17 protein-coding genes are annotated in these 21,883 nt (G+C 45.7%); 11 read left to right on the plus strand and 6 right to left on the minus strand.

Going from position 1 to position 21,883, the window contains the following annotated elements; genetic code table 11:
* Positions 1-65: 65 nt before the first annotated feature.
* Entirely contained in the window at positions 66-1,466 is a 1,401-nt protein-coding gene (locus KFF03_RS08015) for an MATE family efflux transporter (RefSeq protein ID WP_255860541.1), read from the minus strand.
* 105 nt (positions 1,467-1,571) lie between these two features.
* Here KFF03_RS08015 and KFF03_RS08020 point away from each other — a divergent pair, with 105 nt between their 5' ends.
* Together KFF03_RS08020 and KFF03_RS08025 are read left to right on the plus strand one after the other, a co-directional pair.
* Positions 1,572-2,726 (plus strand): tyrosine-type recombinase/integrase, encoded by a 1,155-nt coding sequence (locus tag KFF03_RS08020; RefSeq protein ID WP_255860542.1) that lies wholly within the window; start codon positions 1,572-1,574, stop codon positions 2,724-2,726.
* A 294-nt stretch (positions 2,727-3,020) separates the two neighbouring features.
* A complete protein-coding gene (locus tag KFF03_RS08025) occupies positions 3,021-5,297 on the plus strand; it encodes a cold-shock protein (protein ID WP_255860543.1) in 2,277 nt (758 codons plus the stop codon).
* Positions 5,298-5,484: 187 nt separating this feature from the next.
* Here the strand turns inward: KFF03_RS08025 and KFF03_RS08030 are convergent, their stop codons facing one another.
* The 3 genes from KFF03_RS08030 to KFF03_RS08040 all read right to left on the minus strand — a co-directional run bounded on the left by KFF03_RS08030 (position 5,485) and on the right by KFF03_RS08040 (position 6,754).
* Positions 5,485-5,859 (minus strand): pyocin activator PrtN family protein, encoded by a 375-nt coding sequence (locus KFF03_RS08030; protein WP_255860544.1) that lies wholly within the window; start codon positions 5,857-5,859, stop codon positions 5,485-5,487.
* 86 nt (positions 5,860-5,945) lie between these two features.
* Positions 5,946-6,386 (minus strand): hypothetical protein, encoded by a 441-nt coding sequence (locus tag KFF03_RS08035; protein WP_255860545.1) that lies wholly within the window; start codon positions 6,384-6,386, stop codon positions 5,946-5,948.
* 131 nt (positions 6,387-6,517) lie between these two features.
* Positions 6,518-6,754, minus strand: a complete 237-nt coding sequence (locus KFF03_RS08040) for a helix-turn-helix domain-containing protein (protein WP_255860546.1) — start codon at positions 6,752-6,754, stop codon at positions 6,518-6,520.
* Positions 6,755-6,989: 235 nt separating this feature from the next.
* On the opposite strand from KFF03_RS08040, the gene KFF03_RS08045 reads away from it, so the two are divergent.
* From KFF03_RS08045 to KFF03_RS08055, 3 genes are all read left to right on the plus strand, one after another.
* Entirely contained in the window at positions 6,990-7,736 is a 747-nt protein-coding gene (locus KFF03_RS08045; RefSeq protein ID WP_255860548.1) for a hypothetical protein, read from the plus strand.
* A 446-nt stretch (positions 7,737-8,182) separates the two neighbouring features.
* Positions 8,183-8,614: a translesion error-prone DNA polymerase V autoproteolytic subunit gene (umuD, locus tag KFF03_RS08050; RefSeq protein ID WP_255860549.1), complete on the plus strand. Its 432-nt coding sequence runs from the start codon at positions 8,183-8,185 to the stop codon at positions 8,612-8,614.
* Positions 8,614-9,885, plus strand: a complete 1,272-nt coding sequence (locus KFF03_RS08055) for a Y-family DNA polymerase (RefSeq protein ID WP_255860551.1) — start codon at positions 8,614-8,616, stop codon at positions 9,883-9,885. The genes umuD and KFF03_RS08055 overlap by 1 nt, the downstream gene beginning before the upstream one ends.
* Positions 9,886-9,981: 96 nt before the next feature.
* On the opposite strand, the gene KFF03_RS08060 is transcribed toward KFF03_RS08055, so the two are convergent.
* Together KFF03_RS08060 and KFF03_RS08065 are read right to left on the minus strand one after the other, a co-directional pair.
* The gene (locus KFF03_RS08060) at positions 9,982-10,251 is read right to left on the minus strand and encodes a hypothetical protein (protein WP_255860553.1); all 270 of its coding nucleotides are present in this window, start codon (positions 10,249-10,251) and stop codon (positions 9,982-9,984) included.
* Positions 10,241-11,305, minus strand: a complete 1,065-nt coding sequence (locus KFF03_RS08065) for a site-specific integrase (RefSeq protein WP_255860554.1) — start codon at positions 11,303-11,305, stop codon at positions 10,241-10,243. The genes KFF03_RS08060 and KFF03_RS08065 overlap by 11 nt, the downstream gene beginning before the upstream one ends.
* A gap of 189 nt (positions 11,306-11,494) precedes the next feature.
* On the opposite strand from KFF03_RS08065, the gene KFF03_RS08070 reads away from it, so the two are divergent.
* From KFF03_RS08070 to KFF03_RS08095, 6 genes are all read left to right on the plus strand, one after another.
* Positions 11,495-11,716: a helix-turn-helix transcriptional regulator gene (locus KFF03_RS08070; RefSeq protein ID WP_255860555.1), complete on the plus strand. Its 222-nt coding sequence runs from the start codon at positions 11,495-11,497 to the stop codon at positions 11,714-11,716.
* 1,077 nt (positions 11,717-12,793) lie between these two features.
* A complete protein-coding gene (locus tag KFF03_RS08075; RefSeq protein WP_255860556.1) occupies positions 12,794-14,398 on the plus strand; it encodes an AAA family ATPase in 1,605 nt (534 codons plus the stop codon).
* Between the two features lie 6 nt (positions 14,399-14,404).
* Entirely contained in the window at positions 14,405-17,806 is a 3,402-nt protein-coding gene (locus KFF03_RS08080; RefSeq protein WP_255860557.1) for an AAA domain-containing protein, read from the plus strand.
* On the plus strand, positions 17,803-19,413 hold the full coding sequence (locus KFF03_RS08085; protein ID WP_255860558.1) for a hypothetical protein: 1,611 nt from the start codon (positions 17,803-17,805) through the stop codon (positions 19,411-19,413). Before KFF03_RS08080 ends, KFF03_RS08085 begins: the two co-directional genes overlap by 4 nt.
* Complete coding sequence (locus KFF03_RS08090; RefSeq protein WP_255860866.1) at positions 19,413-21,686, plus strand: TrmB family transcriptional regulator sugar-binding domain-containing protein; 2,274 nt, start codon at positions 19,413-19,415, stop codon at positions 21,684-21,686. Before KFF03_RS08085 ends, KFF03_RS08090 begins: the two co-directional genes overlap by 1 nt.
* Positions 21,679-21,882, plus strand: a complete 204-nt coding sequence (locus KFF03_RS08095) for a DUF2997 domain-containing protein (protein WP_255860559.1) — start codon at positions 21,679-21,681, stop codon at positions 21,880-21,882. Before KFF03_RS08090 ends, KFF03_RS08095 begins: the two co-directional genes overlap by 8 nt.
* Position 21,883: the final 1 nt, after the last annotated feature.

Below are 21,883 nucleotides of genomic sequence, written 5' to 3' on the forward strand. Positions count from 1 at the left end.
CATGAGGTTGTTGTAATTAAGTTGTGAGAGCCGCACTGGTGGCTCTCCGACCTCTGTTATCCAGTTCAGTCTATGCGCTGACTGCTCACCCGATACAGCCGGTATCCCAACGCAATCGCTGCTGCGGTTAAACCAATCACCAGCCCCGTCCAGAACCCTTCTGCGCCTAATGGTTGGTTGTCATTAAAGCCTTGCGGATAAAACGCCAGGTAATAACCCAGCGCCAGGCCAATGGCCCAATACGAAATAAAGGTAATCACCATCACCGGCAGGGTATCCTGATAACCACGAAGAGCACCAGCTGCACCAACCTGAACTGCATCCGATAACTGAAAAACCGCTGCGAACAGCAATAAGCCTGAGGCAATTTTCACCACTTCCGGGTCGGGGGAATACAGGCCGGAAATAAACCCAGACAAAGTCACCATCAAAGTCGCATTAAAGGCCGCAACACCAAGGTTTGTTTTCACGCCAAGCCAGGCAGCACGTTGAGCCAGTTCGGGCTGATTGCTGCCAAGGTGATGGCCAACACGCACAGTAAGTGCCATCGCCAGGCTGAGTGGAATCATAAAGGTCAGCGATGACACATTCAGTGCCACCTGATGTCCGGCAACAATCACAGGGCCAAGTTCGGTCAGGAATAATGCAATCACCGAAAATAAACTCACCTCAAAAAAAATCGCGGTGCCAATCGGTAGCCCCAAGGCAATCACGGCTCTGACCTGGCTCCAATCTGGCTGGCGAACTTCCTGCCACAATGGTGTTTCAGTAGTTAACCGATGTTTGCGGGTGTTAAGCGCCATGGCGATGGCCATGCCGGTAAAAATCAGAGTTGAGCCGATACCACAGGCCACACCGCCTAATTCCGGCAGGCCAAACCAGCCGTACAAAAACAAACCATTTGCCGGAACATTCAGTGCCAAGCCAACCAGCATGATGCGGGTAACATGGGCCGGTTGATTGAGCGCTTCAGCGTAAAAACGATAAGCCAGAAAAATACCGGCCGAAGGCATACCCAACGAGATTGCAAACAGATACTGGCGGGAGATATCAGCAGTGATTGGGTCGTCGACGATAATGGGCAATAATTGCGATAACCCCATGAGCGTCGCCGCTGATATCAAGCCAAATAAAATGCCGGTAACCAGGGCCGCAGACAATAACTTGGGTAACTGTGTGGTTTTGCCAGCGCCATTAAACTGTGCCGCCAATGGCGAAAGGGCCACCAAAACCCCAGCCAGAAATAACCAGACGGGCAGCCAGATTGACGTGCCAATCGCCACTGCTGCCAGATCACGGGTGCTGATATAACCCGACATTAACGTGTCTACCGTCCCCATGCCGATCTGTGCCAACTGCGTGGCAAGAATTGGCAGTGTCAGCTTGCGCAGGGCGCGTAATTCCTCTGTTTTAAAGGATTTTTCGGGGTTTGAGGCCGGGTGCGTCTTTGTGTTTTGTTGTGTCATTTTTGCGTGTTTTAGGGCGTTTTTGAGCGTATAGTGCGTAAAAAGTGCGTCATTTTTCTTTTGAATTGAAATGACGCACTGGCTGTCAATGTATCAGGGGTTTCTATGGCAACAATCCGAAAGCGCGCCAAAAAAGACGGGAGTTTCTCATATTATGCCGAAATCCGCATTAAGCGGGATGGCGAGGTAGTTCACCGAGAATCTAAAACCTGGCCAAAGAAAAAACTCGCTGAGCATTGGGGAACTAAACGAGAAGCCGAGCTTAATGAGCCAGGCGTTCTTGACGATATTCTTAGTGGTCAATCCACTACCAGTCGCATGTTAGTTTCTCAGTTAATAGATGAGTACATAGCTGCTGTTTACCCCTTACGTCCTTGGCAGAAAACTAAAAGCGCAGTACTTGAGCAACTTAAGCATTCTGAGTTTGGCGCTCTTGTGGCTTCTGAGGTACTTGCTGCAGACATCATTGATCATTGCCGTGGCTGGGGTGCAGGACCGTCAACGACTATGCAACACGTTCAATATATCAAAAGTGTTTTTTCTGTTGCGGAAGAGCTGTTTCGTGTTCCGGTGAAGATGGATGAGGTCGATAAGGCACATCAAGTCATGTCCAGATTAAAGATTATTGGCAGCTCTGAAGATCGTGAGCGAAGACCGACGATCGAGGAGATAAATCGCCTGGTTGGCTTGGCCTGGAAAAAACGAATGGCATTGAAAGGAGGAAATCGTAAATATCGGGGCGTATTGATGCCAATGGATAAAATTATCGCATTTGCCATGTTTTCCAGTCGGCGTCAGGGTGAGATTGTACGACTGACCCGGTCAGGGACTGACTTTCAGAACAAGCGGGTTTTGGTTCCTGATATGAAGCATCCTACCAAAAAGATTGGTAATGATGTTTGGGTCTCTGTACCTGAAGAGGCCTGGCGGGTTTTGATGAGTGTTCCTGAGATTGAAGGCGAAGATCGCTACTTCCCGAACAGCTCTCGCTCAGTCGGCACCCGCTTCAATACACTGTTAAAGGAGGCAGGGTTATTTGGTGAAGATAACTTATGGTTCCATGACTTGCGCCACGAATGTACAAGTTGGTTATTTGAACGTGATGGCTGGCAAGGTGAGCGGTGGGGTGTTTCTCGTGTTGCCGCAGTAACTGGCCACCGAGACTGGAACTCCTTGAGGCGGTACACCCAGGTTGATCGCATTGAACCTTATAATAAATGGGAAAATTGGGAGTGGCTTGACCGGGTCTGTGAAAACTAAGTTCTATTGACTGTGTATGGCCTGCACTTGGTTATCCCCAGGTGGCTCATTGACTAACTTTATATTGGTAGTTGATAATAGTGTCAAAATATTGGGCTTTTCTTGAAAGGCTTATTTGCCGCTCTTTACTATCTGTATAAGACTCATCATGCAAAATGTAGATTTACCTTACCTTATTCCTGAAATTGAGGCTTTTTTTGGTGCTCCTGGGTCGATAGATAAATTTGAATACCGTTTATTGGCCAATTCGCCCTCATTCCTTAAAGTCACCTGCGTATTAGGTGCAGAGAAGTCATGAAGCATGGCATAGGTACAGTCAAGTGGTTCGGGGGGTATAACAACAAAACCGGAAAAGATAATGACTACGGCTTTGTCGAGGATGTCTCGGGGCAAGACTTTTTCTTACATAAGAGTGAGTGGCAAGAAGAAGCAGCTCCTTCAGAAGGTTTGCTAGTCACTTATTCTATTCTGGAATCCAAAGGGAGGTGGTCAGCTTCTTCTGCGAGTCCTGTTGAATATTCCACTTTTACCGAATTAGCTACTATTGCAGATGAATACTGGGGAATTCTCAATCGCGTAGAGAGGAAGCTGGTTTCGCAAGGCCTAACTCGATCCTTACGTGCGATGGGGATGCAAGAGGCTAGTGATTATTTGGAGCAGCTTGATGACCAGCAACTGAAAAAAGTAATCAATATATTGATTGGTTCTGGCTCTTCTTGGGATGTGGTTTGCAAGATAGAAGAGCAGACTGGTCTTAACATTCTCGATGTCTGCGATTGGTCTTGCTTTAGTCGGAAACTGGTTTTACATAAGTCCGCAGATATCGTTGCTCGCATTAATTGCGAAAGTGATGAAAGAGCGAAAGAGTTGATTGGATCTGTTAAGAGCAAGGCTACACTTGATATGCTGGCCTACTGGGTGCTAACCGGCTCGATGAACCTGCCACTTGAGTCCGCTTCAACTCAATCGCGTTTTGATAATTTCCTGCATGGTTTAGGTGATTCAACATTACATTATCCTGATTATTTAACAGGCTTATTTGCTAAGGAAGTAAACTTGGCGAAGGCATGTATTGCAAAACTACTTAAAATTATTGGAATTAATCGCATTTTAAAACCTTTTGGGAATGAATTTTCCGAGATCATGCCGCTTGTTAAAGGGGTTATGAAAGAAGAAGGTCAAGTGTTTTTGCTGGAGGTCGACTGGGAGTTATTCGATAGTGATTATATTGCGCAGAATGCGGAAGAATTTGCTCAGGCTGTCAGAGCTGAAGGAGGGGAGTTATCAGAAAATGTGGAGGCTATATCATCTCGTGCTCCCAATGATCTATTGATGTTTCTGGGTTTAGCTGGCTATACCAGTATAGCTGATCGTAACAGGGTAGCCCTGACTCAGTACATTCAAGGGGTCTATTTAAAGAAATATGAGTTTCCCGAATATTTAAAGAGCTATGTGGATGAAGAGATAAAACCTAAGGGGGGGCTGATGTCGGCTCCTGTCATAGGGGATATTTTTGTTTATAGTCAATTTCTGGCTTACCTTTTTCAGAAAGACATTAAATTTATTAGCCTGTTCGAACAATCCTCCTACTTGCAAACTAGGTTGGATGCTTTTGTACTAAAAGAATTGTTTGCGTTACTTATGTCGGACAATGCTTATGATGATGTATATCGCATATTTTTAGGGAAGCTTTGGCAGGCGATTTCGGCTTGCCATCTTGACCTGAGCAATCAGATTGATCAAATACTTAGCTTATTTCCTTCTTGTGGAACTCTGTCTATTCAGTCTACTTTCTTGGATGGAGGGCTGCGAAGGGAAAACTTTTCACTCTCGTGTGAGGCAGTGTATTGGCGCAAGCAGGATGCATACCTTTGCCGAGGACGTTCTTGTTTAAATCCTAAGATAAATGGCGGGCAAGCCACAGAGTACTTTGGCTATTCAATCTATGACTGGTTTGCCCATTATGACATTTCATATATGGAAGCTGGTAAGCCTTCTGCCAGAGACTTTCCTATCAAGCTAGCAGGATTCTTTAACCGGTTGCGAGAGATCTGGAGTGTTTTGCACTGCCGAGATTGTCAGTCGTTGATGCTGCCTGAACTGAAGTATGCTCGTGTTGAGCATACAGTCTTTGAGCAAGGGCAGTTTGTTAAGAAGGATATGGCACCGGCTTACCGCTTAACTGTTTTTAAGTGTCCAAATATTTCATGTATTGATCATGGTGTAGGCCATTACATTAATCATTGTATGGGATTTGATTGCTACTCATTGATTGATGACAGAGATTGCCAGGCACGGTGTGATACCGGGCGTTACATTTGTAAAGGCTGTGGTAGTTGTTGTTCGGATCATGCAAAAACTAACCCGGTTGGTTTGTGTCCGCAATGCGGCGACGGGTTGGTGCTCTATGAAACTGATGAAAGAGAGCCATACTCCAATAGGGTAAAAAGGGTGGTTAGATGTCAAGCTGGCTGCGGGTTCGAGATTGGCAGCGATAAATTATCCAAAAAATTCTATCAGGAATCTTGTGGGCCTGTATTTAGCTTGGATTCAGGTAGAGATCTTCCTTGATTGATATTTTCACCGGGCAGGCTATTGCAAGGTAAATTGATGCTTAAAGATGCGGTAGTGACTACGGACGGTGTTGAAAGCGAAATGGCCAATGCCCTTGGCCTATAGGAAAGAGACTATAGATGCTTTTGGGCGAATGCTTTGGTTGCATATAGTCTCTAAGTTTGTATAGAACTTACCGAAAGCCTCATGAAGCGATGCCGTTCATCTTAGCCCATTGCTGCCGAGCATCGTGCGCTCTGCTGTCAATGTATTCAGCCCAGTCCATAGCGCGACAATAGTAATCCGATTTTCCGGTTTTTTTGTAAAACGGGACCGGTAAATCATGAAGGGAGGCTTTCCGCCGAGCTTGTGCGATTTTCATTCCAAAGTGGCTTTCACATACCTGATCGAGCTTTATTTCTGCAGACTCAAACTCTGCCATGACCAAAAAGAGCGTATTCATTTTTTTCACCAAAAATAGTTGTTTCTCCTGTATAGCGGGGGTGTGTCCACTTTCTGGGAATCGCTTAAATGTGCCAATTTTGGTGTATGACCTCCGCCTTATAGAGGCGGCGGTCATAAAGCTGAGCATTTCTGTTCAATTTTTTGCCATGACAAAATAGGATGTTCAAAGATCCCGCTAATCGCTCAGTGATGTTCTATGCGTTAACCGGTGCTGGTGGTGAGTTTGTTCCAGATATCTAATACTTGGTCATTTTGAATAGGAATGTCGATTCTGCCGATAAATTCAGGATCGACCACGACATCCTCATGTTCACCTGCCGTCATCACGTCGCATATGGAAATCTCTATTTGAGAGCAGAGGGGGCGATGACCGGTTTTTTCGTAGCACTCTGCTTCGAGTTGTTTGGCAGCTTCTATGCTGGCTGCTACTTGTGAAAACTTCGGGTAATCCGCTTTAACCTGTTCAAGCTTTTCCGTAATGCGGCTTGCGGCATATTCACGAACTTTGAGGGATTCTTCGTAAAACTGGCTTCGGTGTTTGCGTGCTACCTCGGAAACAGCATTGAGTAGCATGTTGGCAGAATACACCTTAATTAGTGATTCCGTGCGGTGATCTCGGGTGTGTATGGCGAGTTGAGTCATTTTTTACCCCTTCGTTGCTGGTGATCAAATTATGTTCCAGGCATTGGCGAGAGGCTAGTTTGAGCGTCGCTCGCATGTTGAATCACATAGTTGCTATGGAAGAGGAGGAGGCTTGCCCGTGTTGTGTGTCTTTATTTGAACATCAGAATGTCGAGACCTTCATGCGGGTCAAGACCCAGGGCATCGCAGTATGTCACAAATTCATAGACATCCAGGCGACGTTCAAGATTTTCAATGCGCTGTACAAAGGAGTGAGCAACGTCCAGCCGTTCGGCCAGTTCGCGAATGCTGATCTTTTGCTGTTGGCGGCGGTCAATTAAGCCCTTTATAAGCCTTTGATACCGTGCTGAGGTGATTGTTTTCTGCATCGGATTATTGTCGATGCGATTGCTTTTATATCCAAAATGAGTACCAATCTCCTGGCCGTTTTCTGACTTCTCACATAATTACCCTTGTTTGCGCCATTGAGTGTGGGTATCTAAGATTGTATATTTCATTGCGTACTCATAATGAGTACTCTCTTAGGTGTGGGGTTGCACACAATTGAAGTGGTGCTGCGCTTTCTCACCGAGATCAGCGTTCAAATTGAAAATGGAGTTAAGTATGAATCGTAGCGTTAAGCTGTCTGTCATGGCGGTATTAACCGGCCTGTTTCTGACTGGGTGTAAAACAACCCCGGTTAAACCTGCAGTTCCCTTATCTGACGATATTGAGACCGTCAGATATGTTGTGCCTAAGACATCGGATATCGTTTCTGGGTACAAATTTATTGGAGATATTAATTTCAAAGGCTTCAAGCGTGGACCAAAAGAGGCGCAAGAGGTACTGACTTTTAATAAGCTGTCAGATAGCCAGCTACAGATTCACCGCCGTACTCAGAATGTTTCTGTCAGTGGCGTATCGCCAGGCTCGGGTATTAAATACACCATTGATTATGCCGTTTCTGATGCGCCGGACAGCTACTCCGTGATGATGAAGCCTGTCGCATCGGATGCTTATCAGGAAGGGCTGATTGGCAAGTTTGATGTTCCAACCTATACGCCTCAGCAAGTCGTAGAAACACTGAAAACCGGCACGGTCTTTTATTCACTGGAAATCGACTCGCCTTACGATGTTAAAAGCATGACTGCTAACTTTGATCGCCTCGCCAAAAGAGAGAGCAAGGGGCGGTACATTATGAATCGCGGGAAGAAGGTGTATTTTGAATTAAAAGCGGTACCTTATCGCAATGGTTCAAAGGTCAATCTCACGATTGTTGCACCAGCTGCTGAAACCAGCGCTTCAACTATTGATTTTGGCATCATCAGAAAAGAAATTCTGACTAAGCTTGAGGAAATTGCCTCAGCTTAGGCGCTTGTAACGCAACCATTGGTACTCTGCCTGAGTGCTAATGGTGGCGATTCAGCCTGGACCAACGTGTGTGGGTGACGTTCATATCATCCATTTGATTTTTTTGCTGTTAGAATCAGAGAACGACCAGATTGGAGTTCATCATGCCATACAGCATTCTTTACTCGCCTGCCGGTATTCTTCTTGGCTTTTTAGCCGTATCACTCGTCATTGTTGTCTTTAAGTATCGCCGACAGACAGGGCGATGGATCTTTGGTTTGCAGGATACGGACGAACAGGACTCCTCTAATTCTCAGAAGCAAAAACGCCGAAGCTAACGCTGAACGGCAGAGCTGGGGCACCTCTGAATAATTCAGAGGTGCCCCAGTTTCTTTTGGCGGTCTTACTTGCAAGAGCAATTGAACTCAATATACTGTATATAAAAACAGTATTATTGAGGATTGCTCATGGTTTTGTCTGTACTTGGGCGGGCAGATTCGCCATCTGTTCTGAGCCTGCCATTCTATGCATCGCGTGTGTCCGCTGGTTTTCCGTCACCAGCGACCGACTATATTGAATCAACGCTTGATTTGAACGAGCTATGTATCAAGCACCCTGCAGCCACTTACTTCGTAAGGGTCCAGGGGGACTCTATGGTGGATGCCGGTATAGAGGACGGTGACATTCTGGTTGTCGACCGCTCTCTGAAAGCGAATCACGAAGACATCGTCATTGCGGGCTGGAGTGGTGAGTTAACCTGTAAGCGCCTTGAGTTGCGGCCTGTCCCTCGTTTGGTTGCGTGCAACCCCGCCTATCCGCCGATCACTATCCCTGAAGGCGAAAACCTGGATGTGTTTGGGGTTGTTGTCAGTGTTGTTCGGAATTTTAAGCGCCACTGATGTTTGCCCTGGTTGATTGCAATAATTTCTATGCCAGTTGTGAGCGATTGTTTCGCCCTGACCTGATTGGCGTTCCGATCGTTGTCTTATCCAATAACGACGGCTGCATCATCGCTCGCTCGGCAGAAGCAAAAGCCTTAGGAATCAAAATGGGCGCACCTTTTCATCAATGTCGGGCTGATTTGGAGTTGGCTGGTGTCCGCTGGTTTTCATCGAACTATGCCTTGTATGGCGATCTATCAAGCCGGGTAATGACCGTTCTGGAGGGCAAGTCACCGAGGCTTGAAGTTTATTCCATTGATGAAGCTTTTCTCGATTTCACAGGGTTCGAGCGTCATTTTGATTTGATGGCGTATGGGCAGGATGTACGAGAGTCTGTTTATCGTTGGACCGGTATTCGGGTTGGTGTTGGCATCGCGCCCACCAAAACGCTGGCGAAGTTAGCAAATCACCTGGCTAAACGCTCAGAGAGTGGCGTTGCTGTATTGGATTCCCCGGAGCGAATTCAGGAAGCCTTAGACAAGTTAGAAGTATCGGGTGTATGGGGAGTCGGACGAAAATTATCCGAGAAACTCAGAGTCGAGGGGATCTATACGGCTTTGCAATTAAGCCAGGCAGATACCGCTTGGCTTAAAAAGCGCTTTAGTGTTGTGCTCGAAAAGACCGCTCGTGAATTACGGGGGCTTTCATGCCTTAGCCTTGAAGAAGACATCCCCGCGCGGCAGCAAATTATCAGTAGCCGGTCTTTTGGACAGCGTGTTACCGATTTAAGAGAGCTTCAGGCTGCTATCTCTCACCACGTTGTCAGAGCTGGAGAGAAGCTCCGCCAAGATGGGTTGAAGGCGGGTGGTTTGCAGGTATTTATCCGAACCGGACGGTTCAATCCGAATGAAGCTCAGTATTCGGGCAGTGTTAATCATCGGTTTGTAGAGCCGACTTCTGACAGCCTTGAAATAGCCCGAACAGCCAACCGCCTGTTAATACACATCTGGAAACCCGGCTATCGGTACGCTAAAGCGGGTGTCATGCTCGTGGATCTGGATCATCACAAGATTCATCAAGGAGATCTTTTTAACGATCCTTCCAAAGCTGGAAATCCTCAGCTGATGACAACGTTAGATCAGCTGAATCAGCGCTTTCCTGGCGGTGTTTGCTTGGGGAGGTCTGCTGTTCGCAAAGCGGATAAAAGCATGGAGGCGTGGCGAATGAGTCGAAATTATCTCTCTCCTGCTTATACGACCAATTGGAATGAGTTGCCGGTGGTGAGGTGATGTTTAAACAGGGATTGATTTGGATGTTGGGGTGGAAAAGCTCTTTTGAGCTTTAATGCCATTCCAGCAGGGCTTAATGCCCTGCGTTAAATGATCTTAGTGGCTGGCAGGGTTCAGCAGATGATCTGGGAAGCAGCTTAAGAAAGCTTTATTTAGCTCAGGAATTGACAGGTACTCTGGCGGCCATTTCTGGATTTTGTTGTGGACCCATAGCTGGACCGCGCTGTGGTTATCATAGCCTCCAGGAAGGCTCAAATAGCTGGCCATGCCATAGCCTTGGAGAATAGAGTGCTCAGCAACGAGTTTGCTGGCAATTTCACGGGCCTCTTTTGAAACCCAAACCAGATTAAAGTTATCAGGATGCATCGTCATCTTCTCCATTATTAATCCCGGATACCTGATTAAGGCGCTTATTTGATGGGCCAATATGCTCATTAAGTAGGCGCTCAATGGCAGAGCCATCCCGGCGGGTCAGGTTTGGGACATAACGAGAGTAGACTCGAAAGAGCATTTCGGTGGTGGTATGCCCCATTTGAGCGGCAATCCACTCCGGGCTTTCACCTGAAGCCAGCCACAGCGTCGCTGCAGTATGCCGAGTCTGGTAGGGACGACGCTTTTTTAACTTCAGATAGCGAAGCAGTGGGTACCAGACTCTCTTAGTAACGTTATTGTGCGACAACGGTGTACATGCCTGAGTGCAGAACACGAATTTTTGGTTGCCGCTTACTTTGAACTGAGCCTGTAATGCTTCATAAACCAAATCGCTCATTTGGATGTCGCGCTGAGAGCCATCGGTTTTGGTGTATTCGATGCGGCCATCAACCACCGTTTCACGCACTAGAATCAATCGACGCTCGAAATCGACGTAACGCCATTGCAGGCCATCTATTTCACCTGTTCGCATGCCTGTGAAGAAGCGCAACGTGTAATAGGCGTGAAAATCTGGGCGGACGTTATCCAAAATAAGCCTTACTTCCTCCAGGCTAAATGGCTCAACATCGACTCGTTGGATTTTTAGCGATTTAATCCCTTTAAATGGTGAGTTAAAATCATAGCGGTCAGCGGCTTCATTCAAAATCATTCTTAAAGGCGTCATGATCTTATTGATGGTGGCTGGTTTTAAGGCTTCTTTCTTCTGCTTTGGTTCTTTGGCGAGAGTGGAGCGGAAGCTAAGAATCTGGGCTTTGGTGATGGCGCTGACATCTATTTTGCCAAGCACCGGCAGGACATAAGTGTTGAGATTGCTCATCACGGATATAGCATGGCTATCGCGCCACTCAACCTTCATCTCATTCAGCCAAATCTCAGTGAACTCTTCTAGCGTTGGTGTCTCTGAGCGAGCTGCTCTGATTCGCTCATCATGCTCTGTGAATTCAGCTACGCGTTTACTGTTCGGAAAGGTTAAATAATCATCAGTCATTTCGTATACCTTTATCATCATATGTTGCTTTTACTCATCATTTGAAGAGTATGAGCGATTCTAAAGGTATTGTTGATGAATGTACGCTACATTTGCACTTCTTTATCTACAAATGAAGCTTTTGTTATTCTAGATGAGCTTCATGTGGTGTAGTAAACTCCGCGAATTATTAACTGGAGATGTTTTGAGATGATCCGCTTTCGCCTGAAAGAATTGATTGCCAATAAAGAGTTTGAAGAAGGGCGTAAAGTAACTTTGGAGGAGGTTGCTCAGGGGACAGGAATCCATCGTACGACACTGTCTAAAATTGCAAACCAAAGAGGGTATACGACTAATACAGATGTTCTGGATAGGTTGTGCACATACTTTGGGGTGAGCCTTGATAAAGTTGCAGAGCATTTACAGCCCTAGTGATATTGAATGGGTAGTGATATTGAATTGTGAAAGCCCGTAGTGGTGAAATAAGCCCTCTAGCGTAATAGCACAAGAGGGCGCGCGTTTCCTAGCGTTTCCCAGCGTTTCCCAGCGTTTCCCAGCGTTTCCCAGCGTTTCCCAGCGTTTCCCAGCGTTTCCCCGTCAGAGTTCCCTTGAAAACACTCCCCGAGATGGCTCTATTTGATGACTTTCTCAATGTCCCTGGCGACTCTGATCAGATTTTTCTGTGTTCTGGTGGTTTGTCCAGAGAGTGAGGGCGAGAGTAGGAGGGGCAGGTTTGGTTTGTTATTCATCGGGGTGTGTTAACCGGTTGTAGTTCAAGTTATTGTTCTAAATTTGTTAATAATAATCCGTGGGTAATTCAATTTAAGGGTGCTGATGGCCTATTTTTTCGTTTACTGACAATTTAGCTGGCCTTTTGGTCAGCTTTCTATCTCCTGACCCCTTCTCCAGATGTCCGTTCACAGCGGAAAAAATTCGTGAACGGCGTGTTCACGGGCCGTTCACAGGTTGTGAACGGAAATTTTCCCAAATTTTCGTTCTATCTTCCGACCCCTTCTCCCGTGAACGGAATGGGAAACGCTCGTGTGAACGGGAAACGTGGAAACGTTTCCGGTGAATTTTTTACTGTGAACGGGAGGGGTTTTGGTAACGCATTGAAAAATAAGACAAAATTCATAAATTCATCAGAGAGTCACAATTTGTATGGGCTCAAATGAATTGTTTTTTGGGGGGTGTACACGGCAGAGGGGGTGCAAAGATGATATTACTTACTCTAACGGAAGAAGGGGTCGGAAGATGCAACGCGTTTCCCGTTCACAGAATCTGTGAACGGTGAAAAATACGCTGTTTTTGGTTGTTTTGTGAGCGATTTTTGAGGGTTATGGGTGAGTGTGCATTTGCGGCGATTGTTGCGTGAGTGATTATATTTAATCGTTAATTTTATCAGTTTGATGCGTTAGTATGGCCGCCATCCTGGTAGATAGCAGGTTAGCTGCAAAATTAATAAGCCCTGAAAACGCTCAGGGTATGGAGCCTTAAAAAGGATTTATCGTGTCGTTTCTCGAAAGTTTCAAAGTCAATGTGCAGTCGTCAGCTGCGTTGTTGCAAATTATTAGCCATGAAACGTTGCGTATTCGTGCTTGCTGTATACAAACAGTCAATGAGCTAGAACGCGATCTATACGTCTGGAGCGCGTCAGATGGCCTTCGTAAGTACATTGCCCAGGGTGGAGCATTTGAGACCGCTGATGGGGATCAGGGGCAGCCTCATGAGGTTTTAGAGTGGTTGTTGGAATACAGTCGTGGCGACAACCAAGAATTCCTCTTGTTGCTTGAAGATTTCCACCCTTTTCTGACAGTGGCAGATCATCAGCTGATCAGTCGGTTACGCAGTTTTGCTATCGCAGTTGCCAGTCGCGAGATTACTGGCTGTACCTTGGTATTGTCTCAACCTATGCATTGCCTACCACCTGAGTTGGAGAAAGAAACTCAGGTGATGGAAATGCCATTGCCAGATGCCGAAGATCTAAGAAAGATCATGAAGCAAGCTCAACAGCGCTATGACATTGCTGATAGTGATTACGATGAGTCTGATTCCTTAATTGAGGCAGCATTAGGGCTCTCAACGACTGAAGCACAAATGGCGTTCTCAAAGGCTGCCTGTCAGTTCAAACGCTTGAAAAGAACAGAAATCCCATTTGTCGTGAAAGAAAAAGAGCAGGTGATTCGCAAAAGTGGCCATCTGGAGTATTTTCATCCGCAAGCAACACTGGATGATATTGGCGGTTTGGATAATTTGAAGGCTTGGCTGAACCGGCGTCGTAAAGCATTTACTCCAGAAGCAAAAGAGTATGGGCTGGAGACACCGCGAGGCGTTTTGTTACTGGGGCTGCCCGGTTCGGGCAAGAGTCTTGCGGCTAAAGCCGTAGCCAATGCTTGGCAACTACCCTTACTTCGCTTGGATATGGGGAAGATTTACGGCGGAATTGTTGGCCAGTCTGAGGCTAATATTCGTGCAGCTCTGCAGACTGCCGAAGCATTAGCACCGAGTATCTTATGGATTGATGAAATTGAAAAAGGTCTGTCTGGGATGCAGAGCTCTGGTTCAACGGACGGTGGAACCACGTCTCGTGTGCTGGGAACTTTTCTGACCTGGATGCAAGAAAAGGACAAGCCGGTGTTTGTGGTTGCTACAGCCAACCATATTGACCAACTACCTCCAGAGTTACTGCGTAAAGGCCGAGTTGATGAAATCTTCTTTGTTGATTTACCAGTACTGCCGGACCGCAAGGAAATATTGTCCATTCACCTAAAGCGACGTGACCGTTTTGACGATTTCACCGCAGACGAGATAGAGGAGTTGGCAGTAGCCAGTAAAGGCTATACCGGAGCAGAGCTCGAAGAAGCCGTAAAAGAGGCGATGTTTCTCGCTTTTGATGAGCAAGAGCAGCTCGCTAAGGAACATATTCTTAAAGCATTAGCTGCCACTGCGCCATTATCCCAGACCATGGAAGAAGTCATATCCGCCACGCGAGCCTGGGCGAAAGGGCGTGCGGTATTGGCAAGTTCTTCGTCGCCAGAACCTATCGAACCATCTAAGGATAAAAAGCCCCGTCTAAAACAAGAAGGCGAAAACCCATTTATACCAAGTAAGTAGTTGTATATGGACAATCCGTTTTTTACCGCACTGGAAGGCAGTGCTTTTGATGCATCCGAACTGGCCAATCAAACTATCAAGGTTTTGACTCCTTTTCGGCACTATTTAGAAAACAGCATCAAAGCACTTGAAAGCAAAGAGGTTAGTTGTCTTTGGAAGCCACTTGCTAATAAGTCTTATCGGTTAATACCAACCACAAGTGTCTGGAAAGTCACACCGATTAGTGAAATTGTCCTTTCTTGTGAGAAGCAAGGTTGGTTTGAAATTATATCGGTTGATGGTGAAGTTCCGGATCAAACTGAGTTTATGCCCGAGCTGGAAGACCCAGTAATTGCTGGTAAAGGCAGTGAACGGCTGAAGTTCGAAATCGGAGGAGAAGGTTTCCGGAAAGAAGATGGGAGGTTTGAAATATATCTTCCAGATTTGGCCGATCATAGAGTGATCCAATGGAGTGGTTATCAGCTAGAAGTCCGCCCCTTGGTTACCAATCTGAGCGATATAACAAGCGTTGAGGTTGATGGTCATTCCTGCAAAGTGACTGGAGTGCGTGATCAACAACTGACCGTTGAGGGTTATATCTCAGCGAATAGCCGCGTGACAATTGATGGCCAGGCAGCGGTTCATACTGTTTCTATTTCTATAAGAGAATCAGATGTTGAGCGGCTCTCTCATCGCAAAGACGGCAATGGTTGGCTTGTATTTAGTAAAAACAAGCCGAAGCTCACTCATTGCGAAATCTCTGATGTAACGGCAAGGCAGCTGGGTACCATCACTGTGGATTACCTGAAATCTGATAATGGCAAATTACAAAAGGAAGACTGGTCGCTCATAGCTGACCAGGATCGGTTTAGGCTCGAAGCTTTGGGTACAGCGTCTCTAAACGAGGATCAGCTGCTAACGAGTTCACGATTGCCGGGATTATGCTTCAAGGTCGAGCCTCGCGGAATAGAAGAAAAATGGATACAGCTGATAGAGAAGGAAACTGCTGGAGATGAGAGTGGCAGATCTGACCTGGATTACTTTTTTGGCGATAATCAAAACATCAAAATCTTAGACTCAAGTCAGAGAAAGCATGATGACGGCTATAGGGTGGTGAAGGCCAAGCCAGAAGAACGACAATTGTTGCTTGCCAGAAATGTGAAAGGGAAAAAAAATTGGAAAAGTGAATATCCTTCTGCGAATAAGAAAAATGAACTGCGTGTGAGCGTCGATACCAGTCAACTAAAACGCCAGAAAGAGGCGATTAATCAACTGATGAGTCGGCCTAAACTGGGTTATGCGCCATTGATCCAGTTACTGCAAGATAGAAAATCAACGGCATGGGAGTCTTTTGAACCTAGGCCTGAAGGTGAAATTAAATGGCGTGTGCTGACGGATCCAAATTTTGATGGTTGTAACCGACAGCGAGAATTTGTGGCAAAGGCTTTGGTTACACCAGACTTTGCGATACTCGATGGTCCGCCGGGTACCGGTAAGACCACAACCATTCTTGAACTGATTATGCAGTTGGTCTTAGATGGAAAACGAGTGTTGTTATCGGCCTCAACGCATGCTGCCATTAATAACGTATTAGAACGTATCAAAGAAAATAATGAGCTTTCGAGCCGTATCTTTCCTCTTAGAGTAGGGAATGAGAATAACGCAATTGGTGTTGAGGAATATCAATTCGATAATGTGCTCGAGACGCTACAAAAGGCTGCGGGTTGTCAGCAGATCAGTAAGCAATTAATGGTTGATTCATCCAATCTAGTGTGTGGCACAACCATTGGCATTCTGCGGCTCTTTAATGACCGTGACATTACGTTGGATCGGGGAGAGCCACCCTTTGACGTGATGATTATTGATGAGTGCAGCAAAACGACGTTTCAGGAATTCCTGGTTCCAGCACGCTTTGCAAAGCGCTGGGTTTTGGTCGGTGATGTTAAACAGCTTTCTCCTTTTACCGATAGAGAGCAGATTATTGCCAATCTTGATGATTTAATGCTGAAACCTCCGCGTGGGAAAGCCCCCGCCGAGACACTGCCTAAAGAGGTTCAACAAGCTTGTTTTTTACTTGAAGAGCTAAGAGGACATAGAAACAAGCCTTATCAGCAGCCTATGCTTGTGCCGGTTACATCTTCTACGTTGTCAGCGTTAAATCATGAAGTTAGAGCGCGTTTAAAGGATTCTGAGCTTAATGCGGGGCTAGAGAATATTTTATTGATTGGTCAGCGCCAAAGAAGAAAATCAGGAGAAGAGCTTTATATCGATGTGAATGAGGTAGAGCAATCCCCGAAAGCTCTTTACCAATCAAATTTATGCTTTGTAGACGAAAATGTGTTGTCGATTATCCAGTCCCTGATTCCCGATGATATGTTAGTTGTGCATCCGAACTGGTCGGGCACCTGCCAAGCATTTCAGCATCGATTAAGGGGAGCTGATACCCAAAAGCCATTCAGTGTAAAAACGAGTGACTACTCGAATACCGTTGACATACACAATCAGCTACTTGACCGTTTAAATACTACGAAATGGTCTGAAGAGGTATGTTGGCGCTTGGAGCGCGAATATTGGCTCCGGCTCTCCAAAAACTATGATAAAAAAACGCGGACTATCTCCAATACGCTAAAAAGACTGTTCCCTAAATCAATTGACGCCGACGGTCGCATTCATATTCTCAAGGATATCGCTTTTCCTTCCATTCTTGAGGCGTTATCGGGTGATGGTTTAGCCAAGAGAAGAAAGGACGAACCAACAACGCTGAATCAGGGGTTATCTGATGTTGAAAAACAACAGCGTCACTCGACTTTAAACTATCAGCATCGTATGCATCCCGATATCTCGGGGTTCCCAAGGCAACAATTCTACAAGAAGGGAGAGCTGTCGGATGGCAGTAGAACGGAGGCTGATCGTGCCTGGGGCTACTCTCGATTTCGTAAACGAAATATCTGGCTGGATGTATCCGGAAGTACTTACCGCAATGCCAATGATAAGGAAGTAAAGTCTGTTATTAGAGAGCTAAAGGCCTTTTGTGATTGGGCCGAAGGCAAAAAGAAAAACGATAAACAGGAGCCCTATGATGTTGCGATACTCACTTTCTACAAGGGGCAGGAAAAAGCGCTGAGAGAAGCACTTCAGCAGCTACCGGGAAACAAATCACGCTACGCAAGGTTTGTGTACAAGGGTATCGCTATCAAACTGGCGACGGTTGATTACTTCCAGGGCCAGGAAGCCGATGTTGTATTTTTATCCATGGTAAACACTAAGCGAGACGGCTTTATGGATTCACCGAACCGATTAAATGTATCCATAACCCGGGCTCGTTACCAAATGGTCGTCGTTGGCCATCATAAATATTTCAGAGAAAAATCGTGGACCGAAGAGCTGCGTGAATTAGCCAAGTCTGCTCAAGTGGAATGCAGTAAATGAGTAAAAAGAAATCAAATCAGCTGAAATTAAGCTTAAAACGCAATATTGAGCTGCGCCGCTATCCTGTTATCGCAAAAATAACGTTTCAGCATGAGCGTCTAGATTTAGTCTCTTTGTTGAAAGTCGTAGAGAACAAACACGAAACTCTACCCGAAAGGCTTAAATCTTATTTGTCGCGTGAATCATTGTGGGATAGTGATTCTGGACTCCTAACCGAAACAGGGCTGCAAGTTAAAGCTACTGGCATGTATGAAATCACTGAGCGGGGTCTCTACCATATTTGGTACACCAATGATGATCCTCTGCTGAAAAAAAGGCCAGTTTGTATACAACGAGATACCGCCTTCTTTGAGCCTGAAAAAACAGAAGTTTGGTTAAAAGGTAACGATGCCATTAGGAATGGATTTCATGTTGATGGCAACCTTAATGTTGAGGTCATTGACGAGGAGTTTAATGGCCGAAAAACCGAACAGCGCAAAACCAATTTAGAGCTAGTAAAGTTGGAGCCTGAGGTTATTTGCTCTCCCAAAGGAGACGCCGATGCCGAGCTAAACTGGTCTCTCTCTCGATCAAACTCTCAAATTAAGCTTGCAGGTCAGTTGGATGTGTTGCTATTCGGCAATAGCAACAAAGACAGAGAGCGACCTGAGGCGTTTGAATTAAGCATTGATGGATTCCAGGATGAATTCGATCCGATAATGGATTTTATTGCTGAAGAGTTTGATGGTAGCTGGCGAAGTGATCTTCAACGGTTAATGCTGGGATTAGAAGAGGCTCAGGCACGCCAGGCTTCAACGAATAACTTCCAAATTTCCAATTTTTATATTGACGATATAACGACTTCAATAGGCGATTTTAAGCGGGTGTCCGGTGAGCGTCTTCCAGTCATGCCGCTAGACCAGACAGATGCCGAGCAGTGGCAGAAATGTTGGTTGGATAGATTCTATGAGACCTCTTACCAGCCAACTGAAAAGGCAATTCAGCGGCAGGCACAATGGTTGGATCATCCAGCGTTACATGACTATGAGTTAAATCTTAAAACGGGTACGAGCTTAGTGAATTGTTTTAGTCGAGAGCAGGAGCCTGCTGCGTTTTGGCATGTGGCTGCCATGGCGGATTTAACCCCAGCCAAAAGTAAGAAGTTACGTCTGCCCATTAGCTTAGTTAATGAGGATGAGCTGGATCTTTATCAATTGATACGGAAATTGACGGATGACGATGACATACGACAACTCATTTATTCAGACCGTTATGTCCACACCGGTAGACAAGGGAGAAATCTGGCATCGGTAGCTGATTGTCTTGATGGCGCTGAAGGTTTGTTGTTAACCCTGGAGTCAAAGCACGGAAAAGACGTGACCCTACCTGATAATTGGCAACGAAAAACACTGCGAAAAGATCATGACAATCATGGCCGCTACTGGATATTTATTGGCTCCGAGCATAATTACTACTGGGAATGCAGTAGTGGCCTAGATTTTATGCTGGAGAGGGATGGTGGTTTTGTTATTGCTGGTACACCGGGTTTCACTCCTAAAGAAGAGAATGAGCTTCCTCAATACTTAAAAAAAGCCATTGAAGAAGCCCAGTCCATGGAGGTTGCGTGATGGAGCAGATAAAAATAAGGCAAGATGAATTCTCGATTGATTATCGGGACGAACAGTTACCTGCGCTTTTTTGCCATCAAGACTCTGATTGTGATTTTTCGACCTCTGGTGTTATTGACCTAGAAGGCTTTGAAGCACTCCGTACAGCAATCAATAGTGCTCGCCTGACTCTATTGATAGCCAGTGATCTGATCAAAAGCGAAGAAATAATCGAGCTGTTGCAGCAGACTGCTGATCGTGGCGTTCGAGTTTACCTGCTGGTGGGTGAGCCAAAGCGAAACAAAACTGCAATAGATGCTCTATCTGGGCGTTGTCTGATTCGAACTGGGGTAGAACAGAAAGGAGCTTTAATGTTGGTTGACCACTCGACGACTGCGCCGACGGGTATGTTGATCATGAACAGCGCTGTTTTTGAGGCATCTGATTCAAAAGCTTGGGCTGTCGAACTCGAAGAAAAACAGATAGAAGACTGTTTTCGTAGTTTTTGTAAATTGTTTTGGGAAAGCTCAAGCTCTGAGTGCTTGAATGAGGCGTCCGGCGCGTTTCAAAACACTCACCCTGATGGAGTCATTGTAACGAATCATTCACATCACTTGGTTGGAAGCCTTGGGAGTTGTATTCAGGCGTCTTTACAGAGCCTGACTGCAATCAGTTATCGAGACCATTATCGAGACGACGCGGAAGAACCTGGTGCTGGGCTTAGTGATTATCGTATGTTGCTTTCAAGCCAAAGCAAGAATATTGCTATCGCAGCACGTGACGGTGTTGCTCTAACCGATTCTTCTATCCCATCTCTCATATTGTCTGAAGAAGGTAATTGGCTGTTACCGGATGAAGCCGATTTCAGTAAAGCAAATTGGTGTTTAAGGCTGTCAAAAAGAGAGAGTCAGTCTATTCATGATGCCTACGACCTGGCTATAGATGACGCTGCTTGGCACTATAAATCTGATTTTGCCATGCAAGATATTGCTAGCAACCAGCAGGTCCGGTTTGCAGATAACCCTGGTGATATTCAAAATCTTAAAGAAAAAAGAGCCCGCACATTAGAGGCAATTAGTACGGGTGATATTGACCAGTTCCTAAATGAAAGTGCTCAAGCCTTAGCGGGCGATTCTGTGAACTGGCAACAAGATTTTATGGCGTACCAGGTTGACTATGAAGTCGATATTCATCCTCCTTATGCTCCTTCTCAAGCGGTAAAAGATGATCTGTACTCGCATTGGGATGACGCAGAGACAGATTGGAAGAAGCGCTTGCAAGCTCTTGAAGGTAAGTTGATCTCTATTAATGAAAAGCAGCAAAGCATACCGGATCGGCTAACTGGTTTCATAAAGTCATTTTTGCTGGGGCAGAATCAATCCGTCAAGTCGATAAATCGTGAGCTCGATGCGTTAAAAGATTGGTCTGTCACTGCAGCAACTCCTGCAGGTCGGCTGGAGTACACGGGTCGAATTGATAAATTGATGGCAGAAATCGACAAGAGGGGAAGTGAAACCGCTGCGAAAATTGATGAGGCTGAACAACATAGTCAATGGTTAGAAAAGAAGAAAGATTTAGAATGTAAACAGAGCAAAAAATCAGAGGTAGTTGATAGTAAAGAATCTGCCCGGGAAAAGCTGAAATCAGAAAAGGAAATGCAGCTTGAGGATATCGATAAGCAATTCCTCTCTCAATGGGCTGGAGCTTTTGGTAATCTAAATGACAAACAACTTGCTGGTGTGAAATTACCCAGTTTTCTCCATGGAAAAGTTCCGGTAGATACTGAGGAGGGCAGTAACTCTGAAGCTTTAGATAAAGTTATAGTCATGTCTCGTATGACGATTGAGCAAGCCAAGCAATGGAAGGGTGAAATAAAAAACAGCACCTGGAAAAAACATTATAAAGCCTTTGAGGGAGCAATGGAGTCCAGGGAGCGCTCAATAAATCAGCTTGATCGAAAGATTAAAGAAGCGGAGCAAATGCTGGAAAAAGCTCAATTGGATTTAGAAGCCGCAAACGTGGAAATTGCTGATCACGGGTCTGAATTTAGCTACAAACCCAAGAAAGATAGTCTGGCGTTAGAGAAGCTACTTGGGATAGAAAACCAGAGCAAAGCGTCTTCCATATTTACCTGGCCAGACGAAGAGTTACCGGCAGAAGATACCGAGTTGCGGACACATGCGGGTAAGCGATATTTGGTGATTTCAACGACTGAGCAGTTAGCCGAAGCTAGAAAAGATGCTAAAAGGCTGGCGGCGAAAATCGTCTGTGATAGGGAGCAGATTAATGCCTGAACAAAAAGTGGTCATCACCATTGATGAAGAGGGCTCTGTACATGCCAAAACCAGTGGTTTTAAAGGGGAGAGTTGCCTTGAAGCACTGGATGAGTTGCTCAATCTTGAGGGTGGGGTGAGTCAGCTAAAAAAAACGGATGAATACCACCAGCAGCAAACGATACAGAAGACTCGCTTGCAGAAAGTAGGGAGGTAGC

Source organism: Bacterioplanoides sp. SCSIO 12839, assembly GCF_024397975.1.
Lineage (GTDB): Bacteria > Pseudomonadota > Gammaproteobacteria > Pseudomonadales > Oceanobacteraceae > Bacterioplanoides.